The sequence below is a fragment of the Embleya sp. NPDC055664 genome (assembly GCF_053618075.1).
Genome location: NZ_JBSHGZ010000016.1, coordinates 173542 through 191767, shown reverse-complemented (window position 1 = coordinate 191767; position 18226 = coordinate 173542). Strand labels below are relative to the sequence as shown.

Sequence of the window (18226 nt, the reverse complement as noted above, 5' to 3'; positions counted from 1 at the left end):
TACGCGCGCCATGGTCACCGCCTGTGTGCGCAACGGTCGGCGTGTGGCGGCCCATTCGGTGTGCGGGGGTAGGTGCGGATGGCCATCACGGTGGGCGACTACCTGATCGACGAAACGATGCACGACCGGGTCGAGGACCCGCGTACGCTGCCCGACCTGTTCGCCGAGGCCGCCGCCGCGTGGGCCGACGCACCCGCGGTGTCCGATGGGGAACACACCCGGACCTGGCGCGAATGGCGGGCCGAGTCACACGCGTTGGCCGCCGGACTCCAGGACCTCGGCGTGCGCCCCGGCGACCCCGTGGCGGTACGGCTGGCCAACTCCTGGGAGTTCCTGCTCGCGCATGTCGCGATCGCCGACCTGGGTGCGGTGATGGTGCCGCTGCATCTGGCCCTGGGCCCGCGCGAACAGCGGTCGTTACTGGAACGGGTGACGCCCCGGGTCCTCGTGCTGCCGGCCGCGTGGCGCGGTCGGGACGAACTCGGTGACGCACGTCGAATATCGGCGGGACTGGCCGTCCCCACCCGCCTGTTGGTGACCGGTGAGGTCACCGAAACGCCCGACGTGCGATCGTTCGCGGGGCTGTTGCGCGCATACGCCGGCCGCCGACCACGCCCGGTTCCGGTGCGCCCGGAGCAGCCGTTCGTCCTGCTGCCCTCCTCCGGAACCACCTCCACCCGGCCCAAACTCTGCCTGCACAGCCATGCCGGGCTGCTCGCGAACGCCGCGACGGTGGCCCGGGAGGGGCGGATCCGGGCGGACGACACGATCGTCAGCGCAAGTGCGTTCACCCACCTGTTCGGCCTGTTGTCGGTCCACCTGTCGGTGCTGGTCGGCCATCGTCAGGCGCTGCTCCCCGCCTGGGACGTCGAGACCTTCGCCGATCTGGCCGCCCGGGTCGACGCCACCGTGCTGTTCGCCGTCCCGGCACAACTGCGCGACGTGGTGGGCCGGACCGGGACACACCCACCGATCCGGCTGCGCGAGGTCCGCACCGGCGGCGCCGCCGTGCCGGGCCGGCTGGTCGCGGAACTGCGCCGCGTCGCCGGGGCCCGCACGATCGTCCAGTGGGGCATGTCCGAACTCGGGGCCGGCACGTACACCCTCCCGGACGATCCACCCGAGGTCGCCGCGCGCAGCATCGGCCGCCCGATACAGGACGCCCGGGTACGGGTGCTGGACGAGAGCGGTGCGCCGTGCGCGCCCGGCGAGGTGGGCGAGCTCCAGTACCGGGGGCCGCATGTGTTCCGGGGCTACCTCGGCGACCCGGAACTCACTCGCGCGGCGATGACCGCCGACGGCTGGTTGCGTACCGGGGACCGGGCCGCGCTCGCCGAGGACGGCACCGTGGTCTTCCACGGCCGGCACGCCGAGTCGATCAACGTCGGCGGGCTGAAGTTCGGCGCCGCCGAGGTCGAGGCGGTGCTCGACGAGTTGCCGCAGTTCGCCACTGTCGCGATCGGCGCGCGCCCGGACGCCCGGCTGGGCGAATACCCGTGCGCGGTCGCCGCGTTGCGCCCGGGCGCCACGATCGACCTGGACGGGATCCGGGCGCACCTGGCCCGCCGGGAAGTCGCCGAGTACAAGTGGCCGTTGGCGCTGATCGTGGTCGATGAGGTGCCGGTCACCCCGACCGGCAAGATCGCGCGCGGCCGGCTGGCGGAGCTGCTGGCGAGCCGGACGGGGGCCACCGACCCGGACCGGCCGATCGCGGCGGTGGCCGATTCGGAACACCCGCCCGACTCGGGCGACTTGACCGACTCGATCGAGCCCGCTCATTCAGTCGGTCCAGCCGACCCGCCCGACTCGGTCGGCCCAACCGACCCCGCGACTCGGGCGCCGCGATCAGCCGAAGCGCTCGCCCTGGTCCTCGACCTCACCACGGACGCGGTCGGTGCCGACCCGGCCGAACCCATCGCGCCCGACGCCACGTTCGGCTCGCTCGGCCTGCATTCGGCGGCTGCGGTGCGGCTGGCCCTGCGGCTGTCGGACGCGGTCGGGATCCCGTTGCCCAGCACGGTGGTCTACGACCACCCGACCCCGCGCGCGCTGGCCCGACACCTGGCCGCTCTCGGCGGCGAGGCACAACCGGACGACACCGCCGGGCCGCAGCCGGCCGCCGCAGACGACGACGAACCCCTGGTGATCGTCGGGATGGGCTGCCGCCTCCCCGGCGGGACCGTTTCCCCGGCCGACCTGTGGCGCGTGCTCGACGAGGGCCGCGACACGATCACCGAATTCCCCACCGATCGCGGCTGGGACGCGGCGCGGCTGTACCACCCCGACCCCGACCACCCGGGCACCTCCTACGTGCGACACGGCGGATTCGTCGCCGACGCCGCCGACTTCGACGCCCGCTTCTTCGGCATCGGCCCCGGCGAGGCTCTGGCCATGGATCCGCAGCAGCGGCTGCTCCTGGAAACCACGTGGGAGGCGCTGGAGCGGGCCGGCATCGACCCCGCGACCCTGCGCGGCACACCCACCGGCGTCTACGTCGGCATGATGGCCGCGGACTACGCGCCGCGCGTCGGCGAGGCCCCGGAGCGCTTCGACGGTCGGCTGCTCACCGGCAACGCCGCGAGTGTGGCGTCCGGCCGGATCGCCTACCAGCTGGGCCTGACCGGTCCCGCGCTCACCGTGGACACCGCCTGCTCGTCGTCGCTGGTCGCCCTGCACCTGGCCGGTCAGGCGCTGCGCCGCCGCGAGTGCACGCTGGCCGTGGTGGGCGGGGTGACCGTGATGGCCGGCCCCGGCTCGTTCGTCGAGTTCAGCCGGCAGCGCGCGCTGGCCGCCGACGGCCGCTGCAAGGCGTTTGCGGCGGCGGCGGACGGCGCCGGCTGGGCCGAGGGCGCGGGCGTACTGATCCTGGAACGACGCTCCGACGCCCGGCGCCTGGGCCATGCCATCCTCGCCGAGTTGCGCGGCTCCGCGGTCAACCAGGACGGCGCGAGCAACGGGCTGACCGCACCCCACGGCGGCGCCCAGGAGCAGGTGATCCGCCAGGCCCTGGCCGACGCCGGGTTGACCGCCGACCAGGTGGACGCGGTCGAGGCACACGGCACCGGAACCCCCTTGGGCGACCCGATCGAGGCCCGCGCGATCCTGGCCGGTTACGGCACCGGGCGCCGCGCGCCCGCACCGCTGTGGCTGGGCTCGATCAAGTCGAACCTGGGCCATACCCAGGCCGCCGCCGGGATCGCCGGGGTGATCAAGACGGTACTGGCGCTGCGTCACGGCGTACTGCCCCGCACACTCCACGTGGACGCGCCGACCCCCCACGTCGACTGGACGAGCGACACGGTTCGGCTGCTGACCGCCGCGACCCCGTGGCCGAGGTCCCCCGACCGCCCCCGCATCGCGGGTGTATCGGCGTTCGGAATCAGCGGCACCAACGCCCATGTGCTGGTGGCGGAGGCGGACGCGGCCGACGACGCGCCGCACGCACGACCCGCCGCGCCGGGCCGGCCCGTGCCCTGGGTCCTGTCCGCGAAGACCCCGGCCGCGCTGCGGGTACTCGCCGAACGGCTGGCCGATCACCCCACCGTCCGGGCCGACTGCGTGCCGGCCGCCGTCGGCCACACCCTTGCCCGCACCCGGACCGGCTTCGAGCACCGCGCCGTCGTGGTCGCCGACGAACCGGCCGCCTACCGCGCCGCGTTGCGCGCGTTCGCCGCCGGACAGGACACGCCGGACCTGGTCGGCGGGATCGCCGGGCCGGTCGGCGAGGCCGTGTTCGTGTTCCCCGGCCAGGGGTCGCAGTGGGCCGGCATGGTCGACGCACTGCTTGCCGAGTCATCGGAGTTCGCCCGCTCGATGGCCGCCTGCGATGCGGCCCTGGCCGAACACCTGCACTGGTCCCCGCTCGACGTCCTGCGCGGCGCCGCCGACGGTCCGCCGGCGGACGGGGTCGAGGTGATCCAGACGGTGTTGTTCGCCACGCAGGTCTCGCTGGCCGAACTCTGGCGCGCGTACGGCGTACGACCCGCCGCCGTGGTCGGACACAGCCAGGGTGAGGTGGCCGCCGCGTACATATGCGGAGCATTGTCGCTCGCCGACGCCGCCCGGGTGGTCGCCGTACGGGCGCGGGTGGTGCGCGAACTCGCGGGTGGCGCGATGGCCTCCGTCGCGCTGTCCGCCGTTGAACTCCGGGCCCGCGCGGCGCTTCGGGACGGCCGGGTGAGCATCGCCGCCGTCAATGCGCCGCGTTCGGTGGTACTCGCCGGGGACGCCCCCGAGGTGGACGCGCTGCTGGCCGAACTGCGGGCCGAGGACGTCCGGGTGGCCCGACTCCCCGTCGACTACGCCTCGCACTCGGCACACGTGGCCGAAGCCGAACACCGCCTGCGCGCCGAACTCGCCGGGATCACCCCGCGCGCCGGGCACATCCCGCTCTACTCCACGGTCGACCCCGGCCGGTTGGACACGCGGAGGATGAACGCCGAGTACTGGTACCGCAATCTGCGCCTGCCGGTCGCGTTCGACACCACCGTCGGCAAGCTGCTGGCCGACGGCCACCGCTGCTTCGTCGAACCCAGTCCGCATCCGCTGCTCACCCACGCCGTACACGAGAGCGCGGAGGCGGCCGGACGGGACGTGGTGGCCGTGGGCAGCCTGCGCCGAGGCGACGGCGGAATGCGTCGGTTCCTGCTGTCGATGGCCGACGCGTACGTCCAGGGTGTGTCCGTCGATTGGCGATCGGTCTGCCCCGGGCAGGCGCGGGACCTGGTCGAGTTGCCCACCTACCCGTTCCGGCGGGAGCGGTACTGGTTGCCCGACACGTCCACGCCCGCCGGCCCGTTGCCGCCCACGCCCGACCGACCCGCCGACGCCGACACCGCCGGAACCGCCGACCGTATTGGCGCCCTCCCGGAAGCCGAGGGCCGGATCGCCGTGTCGGACCTGGTCCGGCGGATCGCCGCCGACGTGATCGGATATCCCGACGCCGACGAGATCCCGGCCGATCGTGCCTTCCAGGAACACGGGTTCGACTCGCTCGCCGCAGCCCGCCTGCGCCGCCGGCTGACCGACCTGCTCGGTGTCCGGCTGCCCGCCGCAGTCGTGTTCGACCTCCCCACCCCGACCCGACTCGCCGGCTACGTCTGGACCCGGGTCGTGGCCGCCGCTCCGCCTGCCGTGGCCTCCGCCGAACTGCCGGACGGGCTGGACGGGTTGGTGCGCCGAGCGTGCGCGGACGGACAGGCTGCCGTCGCCCTTGACATCCTCGCGAGCGCTTCGCGACTGCGACCCGCCTTCGACGCCTTTGGCGCGCCCGCGCACGCCTCGATCGACCGCACCCGGGCCCGGGGCGAGGCGCACCCGGAACTGATCTGGCTGCCCTCGGTGCTGCCGATGAGCGGGCCGCACGAGTACGCCCGCCTCGTGGCCCACTGGGCCGGCGTGCGTACCGTCCACGTCCTGTCCCAACCGGGCTTCCTGGCCGGCGAACCGCTGCCGCGCGACCTGGACGCCCTCGTCGCGGCACACGTCGCCGGTTTGGAACGCCGCGACGGTTCGGCGCCGTTCGTGGTGTGCGGCCACTCCTCCGGCGGGCTGATCGCCCACGCGGTGGCGGGCCGCCTGGAGGCGCTCGGCCGGCCGGCCGCGGGGGTGGTCCTGCTCGACACCTCGCGACCGGATCCCGACCTCCTCGCCACGGCGCTGCCGACGATCCTTGCCGCGCCCTGGGCCGGGTCCGGGACGGACGCCGACGCCGGAACCGACGCCCGCCCCGAGGCCGCCGACCCGATCGACGCCGGCCCGACCCGGCTCACCGCGACCGGGGCCTACCTCCGCATCCTGACCACCCGGCAACCGGAGCCGATCGGCACGCCCACGCTGCTGCTCCGGGCCGAACGACCGCTCGTCGGGGCCGCCGACTGGGCGCTTCCGCACACCCGCGTGGACGTGCCCGGCGACCACTTCTCGGTGCTCGACGCGCATTCCGCACCGGTGGTCGCGGCGGTCGAATCCTGGCTGCTCCGGCTCCCGTTCGACGCGGCAGATCGGTGACCACCCCCGTCCGCACCCCGTCCGCCCGTCGTACCACCGCACCGCCGGCTCCCGGCGTCGTGCGGCCACCCCTTGTGTCAGGAGCCACCCGGATGACCGAGCCCGCCCGGCGAACAGCCGTGGGAAACGCCCCCGTTCCGCCCACCGAGCCCGCCTTCCCCGACCCCGCCAAGTTGTTCGCCGACGTGCTCTTCGATCCGCCGGCGGGACCCGACGCGGCGATCGCCGGGCCGGTCCGGGACGCGCTGACCTATCGTCGGGTGCGGTGGCTGCACGAGCGCATATCCGGCGAGGATCCGCTCCTGCGCCATCCCGCGTACCTGCGCGAACTGCTCGAACTCGCCGCGATGGTCGACCCGAGCGTGTTCCACGTGATGTTCCTGCACCACTGCATGACCCTTGGCCCCGCGCTGGACTTCGGGGCGAGCCCCCGGGACATCGCCGAACTGGCCCTCGGCCCCTCGATCGGCGCCGCGCTGATGACCGAGGTGGGCCGGGGCAACAGCTCCGCCGGCATCCGCACCGAGGCGGTCTGGGACCCGGCCGGCGAGGCGTTCGACCTGCACACCCCGGACGCCGAGGCGAGCAAGTACCCGCCCAACGTGGGCCTTTCCGGTGTGCCCCGAGTGGCGGTCGTCGGCGCGCGGATCGTGGTGGACGGCATCGGCCGGGGCACCGGGCTGTTCTTGGTGCCGCTGCGGGACGAGGTCGGCCCGTGCCCGGGGGTGGTGATCACGCCGCGACCGCCGACCGGTCTGTTGCCGCTGGACTACGCGGCCGTACGCTTCGACCACGTTCGGGTTCCCGCCGACCGCTGGTTGCGCGACGGGGCCACGATCACCGCACCGGACGGCCATCACGACCCGCTCGACCCGGCGGCCCGCAGCCGGCGCAGCCAGGGCCAGAGCAGGTTCGCGTGGGGAGCGATCGCGACCGGGATGGCCGCCGTCACGCGCGCCGCGACCGCGATCGCCCTCGCCCACGCCCACCGGCGCCGCACGGTCGGCCGCTTCGATCCGGAAACCCCCGCGCTGGCCCACCGCAACCAGCAGCGCGCACTGTTCGGCGCCCACGCGGCGGCCTTGACCGCGACGGTGCTGGCCCGCGCGGCGACCGACCTGTGCTGGCGGTTGCCGGTGCACCGGGGGGCCGATCGGGGTCTGCCCCCGGCCACGATGCGCACCGCCTCGCTGCTCAAGGTGACCACCGATCGACTCGCCGAACAGGCCGTGTCGCGCTGTCGGCGGGCGTGCGGCGCGTTCGGCTTCTTCGCGGAGAACCGGCTGATCGACTACCAGGGCCTGGCGATGGCCTTCAACGCGGCGGGCGGCGACAACCAGTTGATCCTCCTCGACGCGGGCTGGTCGATGGCGACCGGCGTCGACTACGAGCCCCCGGCCGCGCCCGACGCACCCCACGCCCCCGACGCCCCTGGCCCCTCCACCGCGCCCCTCGAACGCGGCGGCTGGGCGGGCCTGTTCCGCGCCCGCGAGCGACTGCTGCACGAAGAACTCGTCGAGCGGCTGCGGATCGGCGCCGAGCGAGGGATCGACCCCTTCGTCCTGCGCAACGACTGCGCCGATGCCGCCGAGCGCCTGGGCGAGGCGCACGCGTCGCGGATCACCGTCGAGGCGCTGATCCGCGACGCCCGCCCGATGTTCGGGCACCGGGTGGCCGAGCCGGTGCTCGACGACCTGTGCCTGGTCCGGGTCCTGGAGGAAGTCGCGGCGCACGACGGCCGGCTCCTGGCCGCCGGTCTGCTCACCGCCGACGAGGTACGCACCCTGTCGGTCCGCATCGACGCCGCGTGCGCCCGACTGGCGCCGCACGCCCGGGCGTTGGTCGACCTGCTGGACGTACCGCCGGGCCTGGTCCGGGGCGCCCTGGCCGGGGACGACCCGATCGGCGACCTGACGACGTGACGCCCCGCCGCCCCCGGATCGGCCTCCCCGGGCACCCCTCCGAATCCCCAAGCCTCCACAGGGCGCCCCGCCCCGACCCGCGCACCTCCGCCGGGCCGTTCGGGACGCGCGCGCACCACCCCTCGGACCACGGACAAACGGAGCTTCGATGAACCCTGCACCTTCGACGGCCGTCCCGACCGGGATCGCCCCCGAGCACCTGTCCGATCCGGACGCCGACCGTATCCGCGCGTTGATCGACCACGTGTGCGGACACGGCGCGGCGGACATTCTCCGCGCCGCGCTGCCGCCGGGAGTTCCCGACGCGGTCGTGGACATGGTGTCCCGGCACTGCCGCTTCGACCACGCCGCGCTGCTCGTCTTCCCGGAGCGGCTCGGCGACCTGCTCGACCGACTGCCGCACTGGGGATTACGGACCACCGAGGTCGTGCCCAGCACCGTCGTTCGCGACCGCATCGCCGAACGCCTGGGCCTGCGCGCGGATTCGGTCGAGGTACACATCGTGCGATGCTCGCTGCCCGGCGACGGGGTCGCCGCCTGCGAGGGCCGCAACCTCGAACTGTTCGCCGTGGCACCGGTCCCGGGAGCCGACTTCGCCCGACTACGGGCCGAGGAGCGCGCCCGCAACGGCGAGACACACTTCGCCTTCCGCGTGGTCGAGCCGACCCCGGTCACCCTCCTGGATCTGCACGACCTGCTGGTGTCCCGGGACGAGGTACTGCGGGACGGCGGCGGCTTCAATCCGCACGAGGACACCTTCGTGCTGTACTTCCGCAGCACCGGCGAACCGGCCTCGGACCGCTGGCCGCGCCGCCTGGAGATCCTGGCCACCGGTTCGTATCCCGAGGTACTGCGGCGCCATGCGGCTCCGAACCCGGCGGCCGGTCGAGTCGGTTCGCCGGTGCACGAGGATCCGCCGGGCGAGGACCCGATCCGGGAGATGTTGCACCTGGTCACCGGCGCGTGGGTGACCCAGGCGATCGGTGTCGCGGCGCGGCTGGGCCTGGCCGACCACCTCGGCGACGGGTCCCGGTCGGTGGCCGCGCTGGCCGAGGAGGCGGGCGCCGAACCGGACCGCCTGGGGCGGCTGTTGCGCCTGCTGGCCGGGCACGGGGTGTTCCGGGCCGAGGCGGACGGGCACTATCGGCTCACCGAGCGCGGTGCGCTGCTGCGCACCGATCGGGACGGATCGTTGGCCGCGTTGGCGGACCTGTACAGCGGTCTGTTCTTCACGTCGTATCTCGGGCTGGAGCACACGGTGCGCACCGGCGAGGACGCGTTCACCCGGGTGCACGGCCGCGAGTCGTTCGAATATTTCGCGGAACACCCGGACGACGCCCGGCTGTTTCGGGAGGCGATGGCGTTCGGCACGATCGTCTTCGACGCGGTGCCGGCCGCCCTGGATCTGCCGCCGGCCGCGACGGTGGTCGATGTCGGGGGCGGCGACGGGGAGTTGCTGCTACGCGTGTTGCGCGAGCATCCGACCGCACGCGGGGTGCTCTTCGAGCGGGGGCATGTGGTCGACGCCGCCCGGGAGTTGCTCGCCGCATCGGCCGCCAAGGACCGGTGCGACCTGGTGGTCGGCGACTTCTTCGTCGATCCGCTGCCCGGCGGCGGAGACGTGTACCTGCTGGCCCGGATCCTGCACGACTGGGCGGACGCCGAGTGCCTGGTCGTGTTGCGGGCCCTGGCCCGGGCGATGCCGGTCGACGCACGCCTGGCGATCGTCGAACGGCCGATCGTCGAGGCGGGCGAATCGGTGTTGCCGCTGCGCTTCGACATCCAGATGATGACCAACGCCCGAGGCCGCGAGCGCACGGTGGCGGAGTACCGCGCGTTGCTGGCCGAGGGCGGCTTCGAACTGCTCGACCTGCGACCGCTGCCGCTGGACATGGCGGTACTCACCGCGCGACCGCGCCCCACGCAGGAGTAGGCACCGGACGCGCACGTAGACACCGGGCACACGTGCGGGCACCGGGCACACGTGGGCACCGGACATGCGGCGGCGCCGTGCCCCCGACCACGGTCGGGGGCACGGCGCAGAGCCACTGCTGTCACTGCCACCGCTGTGCGATGGTCACCCGGGCGCCGCCGCGGCCGGGCCGCGCGATCAGTTCGGGCGGGTCGCGCCGGCGATCGGCATGGTGTTGATCGAGGCGATCTCCACCGGCTTGCGCGAGTTGGCGGCGTGCACCATCTTGCCGTCGCCGATGTAGATGCCGACGTGGCTGATGCCCGAGTAGAAGAACACCAGGTCGCCGGGCTGCAGGTTGGCGATCGACACGTGCGGGTCGGCGGCGAACTGGTCGTTGGTCACGCGCGGCAGCGAGATGCCCGCCGCCTTGTACGCGGCCTGGACCAGACCCGAGCAGTCGTACGCGTTCGGGCCGGTGGCGCCGTACACGTACGGCTTGCCGACCTGCGCCTTGGCGAAGGCGACGGCCTGAAGGGCCTTGCTCGACGCGTTCGAGGAACCGCCGGTGGGCGCCTGGTTGCCCTTCGAGCCACCTGTGGCGGGCTTGGCGGCGGGCTTGGCGGCGACGTCGACCGACGGCTTGCTCGTCGGCTTCGGCGCGGTCTTGCCGGTGACCGTGGTCTTCGGCTGGACCTGGATGCTCGGCTTGGCCGGGGCCTCCGCCTTGGGCTGCGCGGGCGCCGAGCCGGTCAGCCGCAGGGTCTGGCCGATCTCGATCAGGTCCGGGCCGGACAGGAGCACGTCGCGGTTGAGCTGGTACAGGCTCTGCCAGCCGCCGGAGACCTTGTTGGTCAGCGCGAGCTGGGACAGCGTGTCACCGGCCTGGACCAGGTAGCGGGCCTTCTCCGCGGCCGTGGCGGCCGCGGGCGCGGCGACCTCGGCCTGGACCGGGGCACTGTCGACCGCGGCGGTCGGCGTGGCCGACAGCACGGCGGAGGCGCCGGTGGGGGCCTGGTCGGTGGTGGGGACCTGCGCGTGGGCCGCACCGGCGCCGGCGACCGGGATGACGGCTCCCATGCCGGCGATGCCCACCGCCGCGACGAAGCGGCGGACGTTGGCGGGGCGGGCGGCTCGGTGGCGAGCGTTTGCGGACAGCATGAAATGGGGTCCTCTCCTGTCGCCTACGAGGTGAGCTGTCGGATTCGGACTGGAGCAGCCCGGTCGCTTCACGCGACTTCACCCCTAGCCGTCACCGGAACGATCCCGGCCACGGCGATTCACCTGGTTCCCCCGCTCCCGTCGGATTCTTCGCTGTAGACATCCCGCTGCCGGCGACGGGATTCGGCGTACCGGCGGCAGGGTTCACCCGAAAGGTGAATCGGCGAGAAAGGTAGGCAATGCGATGGGGAGATCACAACCGAATCGCAGAGTTTGCCCGGAGTGTAAAGGCGGAATAAAGGCGACATCTCGGCCGGCTTCGGTCGGAAGCACCCGCGATGACGAGGGCATATCTCGGAGAGTGGCGTGACGGAGCGGTAACGGAAAATAGTCGAGATCCGTCACCGGTCACCGGAAATGAATTGCAACCCGAAGTCGGCTATATAATTTATGTCCGTTTTATCCATGCGGGCTACATCACATTCCGGGCATCGGGCCGGCCGCACCGCGCCCCCACGCCCCGGCACCATGTGAACAAGTTGTTCAACACGAATCATGCGACATGATCTGTTGACATCGATCCGTGTGTCTCGGCATGCTGTGACCATGCCTTCGACTCCGGACATGCCCGCGACCCCCGAATCCCACGATCCCTTCAGCCCGCCCGACCCCGAACAGGCGCGGGCCCGGCGGGTACACGCATCCCTGTTCCGGATCGCCGAGCGGCACGCGGCCACCGACGAGCAGCGCGCGCGGCAGGTGCATCCGTACATGCTCGGCCCGCACGAGGCGATCCGGCTGGTGTCGTTCCTGCTCAGCGGTATCGCGCAGCCCGCCGACGGCGAGCCGGCGGTCGACCACGCCGACATCACCGCCGCGCTGAGCCTGATCCCGATGGCCCGGGGCGAGATGGACGACCTGGAGGCGGGGCTGCTCCGGATGGCCCGGGGGCGCGAGATGACCTGGCAGGAGATCGCCTTCGGCCTGGGCCTGGGCACCCCGCAGGCGGCCCGCCAGCGCTACGAACGCCTGCTCGGCCGCACCACCCCCGAGTCGGAGGACGACCCGGCCGCCCGGGCCTGAACGCCCGCCGGGTCAACCCGCGAAGACCTCGACCAGGGACCAGATCGCCAGGCCGAGCATGCACACCCCGCCGATCCGCTGCACGGTCTGCAACGGCATGCGCTTGGCGATGAACCGCCCGGCGAGCAGCGCCAGCGCGGACACCGACATCAGCGCCGCGACCGAGCCGATCGCGGTGGACCAGGTGCCGTTGGTGGCGGCCAGGTTGGCGGTGGTGATCTGGGTCAGGTCGCCCCACTCGCTGATGAACACGGCCATGAAGGCGGTCGAGAACACCGCCCGGAACCCGGTGATCCGCGCACCGCCGCCGTCCGCGTCCTCGTCGTCGGCGCCACCGCGCAGCAGCATGAACGCGCCGAAGCCGAAGAGCGCCGCGGAGACGAGCTTGACGATCCAACCGGGGAGCAGCCCGAGCAGACCGCCCGCGCCCACGGCGAGCGCGACGTGCACGGCGAACGCGGTCGAGGTACCGAACCAGACGTAGAGCGGGCGCATGCGGGTGCCCATGGCGAGCGACGCGAACATGGTCTTGTCCGGTAGCTCGGCGAGGAAGATCAGCCCGAAGGCGGTCAGGATCGCCAGGAGGTCGAGGTGCATTCCGGGTGGCTTTCTGCGAGAGCCGGGCCCCGGGTCTTCACGAAGCGCCGCTCGGCGGATTGGAGGACCACTCGGCCCGGCACGACGGGGTGCGTCCGCGAGATTCGCGGACGCGTCGTTGCCTGGCCGAAGGTCTCGCCCACCCGTGATGATCGGGCCCGGCCACCGGGAACCCGAGGGCTCCAGCATGTCGACGACCGGTTCGCGGGGCTACTCCCCTTCGCTGGTCTGTGACCTTACCGCATGCGTACGACCCGCCCGAGCATCGCCGCGTCGGCCCGGGGCCGGCTCACGATGTCAGACAGCGGGCCAGCGACCAGCGCAGTTGCTCCTCGTCCAGCGGCGTGCCCAGGGTCAGCACCTGCAACATCGTGCCGTCCAGGAGCGTGACCGCCGCCGCGGCGGCGGGCGGTCCGAACCGGTCGGCCAGGAAGCCGCCGATCCCCTCGACCCACGCCCGCGCGAAACCGCGCAACTCGGGGCTGCGTGCCGCCGCCAGATACAACTCGTACTCGACCAGCGCCCGAGGGCGGTCCGCGAGGTATTCGGCGGTGAGCGTGGTGAGCACGCCGGGCACGTCGTCGCTGCCCCGGATCCGCGCCGCCCAGTCGTCCACCATCCGCACCGTCTCCGCCGAGGCGTACTCCAGCGCCGCGGCGACCAGGTCGTCGAGCGACGCGAAGTAGTACGTGGTCGCCCCCAGCGGGACCTCGGCCCGCGCCGCGACCAGGCGGTGCGTGGTGTTGCCGACACCCACCTCGGCGATGGCCTGGACGGCGCCGCGGACGATCCGCAACCGGCGGCCCTCCGGATCCCGGGTCGCGGTCAATGCGCACCGCCCAGGTTCAGCACCACCACGCCCGCGATCACCAGGGCCATCCCGAACGCCTTGAGCAGCGTCATCGGCTCGTTCAGGAACACCGCGCCGACCAGGGCGATCGCCACCGTCCCGAGCCCCGACCAGATTGCGTACGCCGTGCCCACCTGCAACTGGCGCAGCGAGAGCGTCAGGAGATAGAAGGCGCCGGCATAGCCGCCCAGGCAGGCCAGCGTCGGCCACAGCCGGGTGAAGCCGTCGGTGCTCTTGAGCAGACTGGTCGCGATCACCTCACACGAGATCGCCAACCCCAGGAACAACCAGGCCATGCGCCCTCCCCACCGAGTTGTACAGATGTACAAGTACAAATGTACTGGACCGGGGTGCGCGGTCGCCGGCCCCCGGCGGGCCTGGTCTTGGTGGTGGGTAGGCTGCGCCGATGCCCACCGAACGGCCCGAACGGCTCGATCCGCGCCGGTGTGCGACGGCCGCCCGATTGGCCGCGTGTGCCGTGGCGCTCCCGCCGTCCGTCGGCCGGACCCGGTTGATCGTGGTGGACGGGATCGGCGGCTCGGGCAAGACCACGTTCGCCGACACGCTCGCCGCGCACCTGCCCGGCGCGCCCGTGGTGCGGTTGGACGACTTCGCCCGGCCCGGCGACTTCTTCGGCTGGTTGCCGCGGTTGCGCGAGCAGTTGCTGGCGCCGCTGGCCCGGCACGAGGCGGCGCGGTGCGACATCTACGACTGGCCCGCCTATCGGATCGGCGGTTACCGGGAGATACCGGCCGCCCCGGTGGTGATCCTGGAGGGCGTCGGCGCGGCCCGCCGGGAACTCGATACGGTCACCGCGCTGCGCATCATGGTCGACACCCCGGCCGAGGTCGCCGCCGCCCGCACGCTGGAGCGCGACGGGCCGGGGCTTGCCTGGTTCTGGCGGTTGTGGCGCACGGCCGAGGCCGCGCACCTGGCCGCCGACCGTCCCTGGGACCGCCCCCACGTGCGCGTCGACGGCACGAGTGGCCGGCTCGTGCCGCCCGGATCGCCCGCCTCACCAGCCGAGGCCGTTGCCGGACCCGGGTGAGCCCGCCGCCCGGGGGAGTGGGCGGCGGGCTCGATCGGGCTACTTGCGGGCCAGCCGGCGGGCGGCGGTGTCCATCGCCTGGGCCCGGCGGTCCTCGGCCAGGTCGGCGATCTCCTCCGCGCTGGTGGTGTTCGCCCGCGCGTACTCCTCCGCCATCGCCTGCGAACTCGACCAGCCGCTCCAGTAGTTCTCCGTCCGGCTGAGCCCGGAGCCGTGTTCGAGGGCGGCGGTGTCGGCGGCCAGGGCGTGGGCCGTGTAGATGTCCATCATCCGGCCGGCGGGCACGCCGACGTGCGGGATGTAGCTCAGGATCTGCGCACTCGCGAGGGTCTGGTACTTGCGGTTCCAGGTCGCCTCGGTGACCCCCGCCTCGCGCGCCGCCACGATCGACTCGTCGCGCAGACCGTCCATCGTGCCCAGCGCGTTGAACGCCTGCCGGGCCTCGACGTCCATCGCCGGCAGTGCCCCCGGCGCCTTGACCACCGGGTGTGCGGCCAGCACGCCGGCGGCGTGCTCGACGGTGGCGCCGTGCATCACCGCGAACGCCTCGGGGTCGTTGCCCGCGCCGGTGATCACCCGCATCAGGTCCCGGTCGTGGAACATCGCCCCGTTCTGCCCGTCCTTGGCGACCAGTTGGTCGTACACGCCGTCGCCCATGCAGGACGCGACCATGTTGCCGACGCTGTCCCGCAGGTTGGCCGCGAACTTGCCGCGCAGGCCGTCGTCGCCGCCGAGCGTGGCGACCGTGTCCCGCATGATCTGCCGCATCGTCTCGTCGTGCGGGGGATGCGGGCCGCCGGGCAGTCCGTAGCCGCCGCCGGGCGTTTGTCCGGTAGCGGCGGCCTCCAACGCCCGGCCCAACTGGTCGAGTCCGGGCGGGTTGTACCCCTCCGGGATCGGGCCCGCGCCGGCCCAGTCCGGCAACCAGTGCCGCTTGAGCATGTAGCCGACCTCGCCGGGGTGCTTGGCGGGGTCGAAGAACTCCTTCGACGCCTCGGGGTTGTTGCCGAAGGCGGCCATCAGGCCGGTCATCGGGTCCAGCCCCGCCCCGTGTCCGTCGGCGATGTCGAGTCGGAACCCGTTGTACATCGCGCCCGACGGGGTGTTCTTCATCCATACGGCGGGATCGTCCCGCTCCATGGCGCGCATGTCCTGGCCGATCAGGCGCAGGAAATCGGTGTCCTGATGCCCGGTGTCGAGCAGGGTGCCCAGGAGTTGATATCCGTAGGGCCGAAACGAATACAGCCCGATGTCGGTCTTCTCCCGGCCGGCCCGCATGAGTTCGTCGACCCACGCCCGATCGACGTGTGGCCCGGGGCCCTTTCCGGTACCGGCGGCCAGCACCCGACCGAGGTCGGCCTGGATCGCCCTCAGGTCCTCCTGTAAGCCCTTGGGTGCATCGCCGCCGCCGAGCTTGGCGATCATCCCCGCCGGCCAGAGCGTGCCGCGTGGACCCTGTTGGTTCAGGAACGGGGTACTGAACGCCGGATCGTCGGCGTTGGCGGCGAGCAGGTTGCGCAGTTCGCCGCGCTCGGCCGGGCTGAGCATCATCAGTCGATTGACCAGGTCGGTCGCGCGGCGTGCGTCCTGGGCCGGGCCCGCGCCGACCGCCTTGCCGTTGAACCTCTTCGGATCGTCGCCGCGCGTGTCCGCGTTCAGCGCGAAGGCGGCGCGCTGGTCGGCGGCGGTGGCCTCGGTCAGCGCCCTGCCGATCCGGTCCGAGATGCCCTGCGCCGCCTCCTTGAGCGGTTTGGTCACCGCGTCGTAGTCGTCGGGGGGCAGGTTGCGCGCGTACGACGGCGCGGTCCAGTGCACGCCGCCGTTGTCGTCCACGGTCAACTTCTGGTCGGCCGCGTCGGCGATCGCCTTGGTCAGGTGCTCCTTGGCGGTCCTCAGGTCGCTCGCCGCGTCGAGCAGTACCGTGCGCAGCGCCGTCGCCTCGGTGTGCGCGTCCTCCATCTGGCCGGACATGGCCCGGAGTTCGCCGATCGCGGCGGTGGCCTCGGCGCCCTTCCAGGCGCCGCCGGTGAGCGGGGAGACCACGTCGCGGTCCACGTCGCCGTGCCGGGTGTGCATGCGGTCGGGCAGCGTGGCCCACACCTCGGCCGCGGTGACGAGCGTGCCCAGGTCGACGTCGCGCAGGTGGATGAAATCGACCACGTCAGCCTCCGAAGGTCGTGCAGACGGATCCCTCGGTGTTGCGCCATGTGGTCGCCGCGGTGTTCAGGTTCCCGGCCCGGCCGGCGAGGGTGTCGGCGACCGCGATGGTGCGGTCGTGCCACGCGGTGTGCGCGGCGTCCACCGCCTTGGCCAGCTCGAAACCGTCGAGCGCCTTGGTCACCGGTTCGAGTGCGGTGACGCCCTTGAGGCCGGTGGTGCGGAAGTCCCCCGCGATCTCCCGCAGTCGGCCGGCGGCGGTGTCCAATGCGCCCGGCTCGACATGTACGTCGGGTGCCTGCGGTGCGCAACCCGGGCGCGGGTCCGGCCTGTTCGTGGCGGCGAACGTACTGCCGTCCACCTTCACCCGGGGCAGCCCCGGATTGAGTATCGAGTCGAAATCGGTCGTCATGCCGTAACCCCCGAGTCACCGATGCGATACGCGCCATACATGCGCGATACACGGCCATCCAAGACCACCGGCTCGCCGTGATCAACCGATCCGTGGACATCGCGAGGGACGATGCCGGATCGGGACCGCGGGCGAGGAGTCGGCCGGAGCCGGTGTTGCGCCGAGCGGGTGGGTCGGGGCGCGGCGGTGGGCGAGGTGCGGGGGAATATGCCGTCCCGGGGTGATCGGATGCGAGAGGCCGGCGCCGGGACGTCCTGGATCGTCCGCCGCGCCGGCCGGCGTCACCCCCGTTCACCGCCGTCGAGACAAGAGATACGAGACACGAGACACGAGGAGCCTTCGATGCCCGACTTCGGACCACCGCCCGCGCGTTATGACGACCTGCGAGCGCTGTTCGTGAACTGCACCCTCAAACGTTCCCCGGAGGTCAGCAACACCCAGGGCCTGGTGGACATCAGCCGCGGCATCATGACCCGACACGGGGTCGCGGTCGACGAGTTCCGGGCGGTGGACCACGAGATCGCCACCGGGGTCTGGCCGAACATGCGCGAGCGCGGGTGGCCCAGCGACGAGTGGCCGGAGTTGTACGAGCGGGTGATGGACGCGGACATCCTGGTCCTGGCCGGGCCGATCTGGCTCGGCGACAACAGCTCGGTGCTCAAGCGGGTGGTGGAGCGACTGTACGCGTGTTCGAGCCTGCTCAACGAGGCCGGGCAGTACGCCTATTACGGGCGGGTCGGCGGTTGTCTGATCACCGGGAACGAGGACGGCGTCAAACACTGCGCGATGAACGTGCTGTACAGCCTTCAGCATCTCGGCTACACCATTCCGCCGCAGGCGGACGCGGGGTGGATGGGCGAGGCCGGGCCGGGGCCGTCGTATCTGGATCCCGGGTCGGGCGGTCCGGACAACGACTTCACCAACCGCAACACCACCTTCATGACCTGGAATCTGCTGCACCTGGCCCGGCTGCTCAAGGACGCGGGCGGGGTGCCGGCGTACGGCAACCAGCGGGCGGGGTGGGACGCCGGGTGCCGCTACGACTTCGAGAATCCGGACTATCGCTGAGGGACGG

General features: G+C 72.7%; 12 protein-coding genes and 1 riboswitch. Of the genes, 6 read left to right on the top strand and 6 right to left on the bottom strand.

Annotation, left to right across the window (positions count from 1 at the left end; genetic code table 11):
• The first annotated feature begins 78 nt into the window (after positions 1–78).
• The 3 genes from ACWGR4_RS25470 to ACWGR4_RS25460 all read left to right on the top strand — a co-directional run bounded on the left by ACWGR4_RS25470 (position 79) and on the right by ACWGR4_RS25460 (position 9864).
• Positions 79–6009, top strand: a complete 5931-nt coding sequence (locus ACWGR4_RS25470; RefSeq protein WP_452133803.1) for a type I polyketide synthase — start codon at positions 79–81, stop codon at positions 6007–6009.
• 92 nt (positions 6010–6101) lie between these two features.
• Positions 6102–7931: an acyl-CoA dehydrogenase family protein gene (locus ACWGR4_RS25465; RefSeq protein WP_452133804.1), complete on the top strand. Its 1830-nt coding sequence runs from the start codon at positions 6102–6104 to the stop codon at positions 7929–7931.
• Positions 7932–8079: 148 nt separating this feature from the next.
• Positions 8080–9864 carry a methyltransferase gene (locus tag ACWGR4_RS25460; RefSeq protein WP_452133805.1) on the top strand — a complete coding sequence of 595 codons (1785 nt, stop codon included), beginning with the start codon at positions 8080–8082 and terminating at the stop codon, positions 9862–9864.
• 177 nt (positions 9865–10041) lie between these two features.
• Here the strand turns inward: ACWGR4_RS25460 and ACWGR4_RS25455 are convergent, their stop codons facing one another.
• The gene (locus ACWGR4_RS25455; protein WP_380014510.1) at positions 10042–11004 is read right to left on the bottom strand and encodes an NlpC/P60 family protein; all 963 of its coding nucleotides are present in this window, start codon (positions 11002–11004) and stop codon (positions 10042–10044) included.
• A 6-nt stretch (positions 11005–11010) separates the two neighbouring features.
• A riboswitch (cyclic di-AMP (ydaO/yuaA leader) is annotated at positions 11011–11167 on the bottom strand.
• 443 nt (positions 11168–11610) lie between these two features.
• Here ACWGR4_RS25455 and ACWGR4_RS25450 point away from each other — a divergent pair.
• Entirely contained in the window at positions 11611–12087 is a 477-nt protein-coding gene (locus ACWGR4_RS25450; RefSeq protein ID WP_380014507.1) for a DNA-binding protein, read from the top strand.
• Between the two features lie 12 nt (positions 12088–12099).
• Here ACWGR4_RS25450 and ACWGR4_RS25445 read toward each other — a convergent pair whose 3' ends face one another.
• The 3 genes from ACWGR4_RS25445 to ACWGR4_RS25435 all read right to left on the bottom strand — a co-directional run bounded on the left by ACWGR4_RS25445 (position 12100) and on the right by ACWGR4_RS25435 (position 13830).
• Positions 12100–12684 (bottom strand): TMEM165/GDT1 family protein, encoded by a 585-nt coding sequence (locus ACWGR4_RS25445; RefSeq protein ID WP_126642227.1) that lies wholly within the window; start codon positions 12682–12684, stop codon positions 12100–12102.
• Between the two features lie 289 nt (positions 12685–12973).
• Positions 12974–13513, bottom strand: coding sequence for a TetR/AcrR family transcriptional regulator (locus tag ACWGR4_RS25440; RefSeq protein ID WP_380014504.1), 540 nt, complete (start codon positions 13511–13513; stop codon positions 12974–12976).
• Positions 13510–13830, bottom strand: coding sequence for a DMT family transporter (locus ACWGR4_RS25435; RefSeq protein ID WP_380014501.1), 321 nt, complete (start codon positions 13828–13830; stop codon positions 13510–13512). The genes ACWGR4_RS25440 and ACWGR4_RS25435 overlap by 4 nt, the downstream gene beginning before the upstream one ends.
• A 110-nt stretch (positions 13831–13940) precedes the next feature.
• Between ACWGR4_RS25435 and ACWGR4_RS25430 the strand changes: the two genes are divergently transcribed.
• On the top strand, positions 13941–14582 hold the full coding sequence (locus ACWGR4_RS25430) for a uridine kinase family protein (protein ID WP_452132588.1): 642 nt from the start codon (positions 13941–13943) through the stop codon (positions 14580–14582).
• 39 nt (positions 14583–14621) lie between these two features.
• Here ACWGR4_RS25430 and ACWGR4_RS25425 read toward each other — a convergent pair whose 3' ends face one another.
• On the bottom strand, positions 14622–16742 hold the full coding sequence (locus ACWGR4_RS25425) for a hypothetical protein (RefSeq protein WP_452132587.1): 2121 nt from the start codon (positions 16740–16742) through the stop codon (positions 14622–14624).
• Between the two features lies 1 nt (position 16743).
• A complete protein-coding gene (locus ACWGR4_RS25420; RefSeq protein ID WP_452132586.1) occupies positions 16744–17151 on the bottom strand; it encodes a WXG100 family type VII secretion target in 408 nt (135 codons plus the stop codon).
• A 342-nt stretch (positions 17152–17493) separates the two neighbouring features.
• On the opposite strand from ACWGR4_RS25420, the gene ACWGR4_RS25415 reads away from it, so the two are divergent.
• Positions 17494–18219 carry a flavodoxin family protein gene (locus ACWGR4_RS25415; protein WP_380014489.1) on the top strand — a complete coding sequence of 242 codons (726 nt, stop codon included), beginning with the start codon at positions 17494–17496 and terminating at the stop codon, positions 18217–18219.
• Positions 18220–18226: the final 7 nt, after the last annotated feature.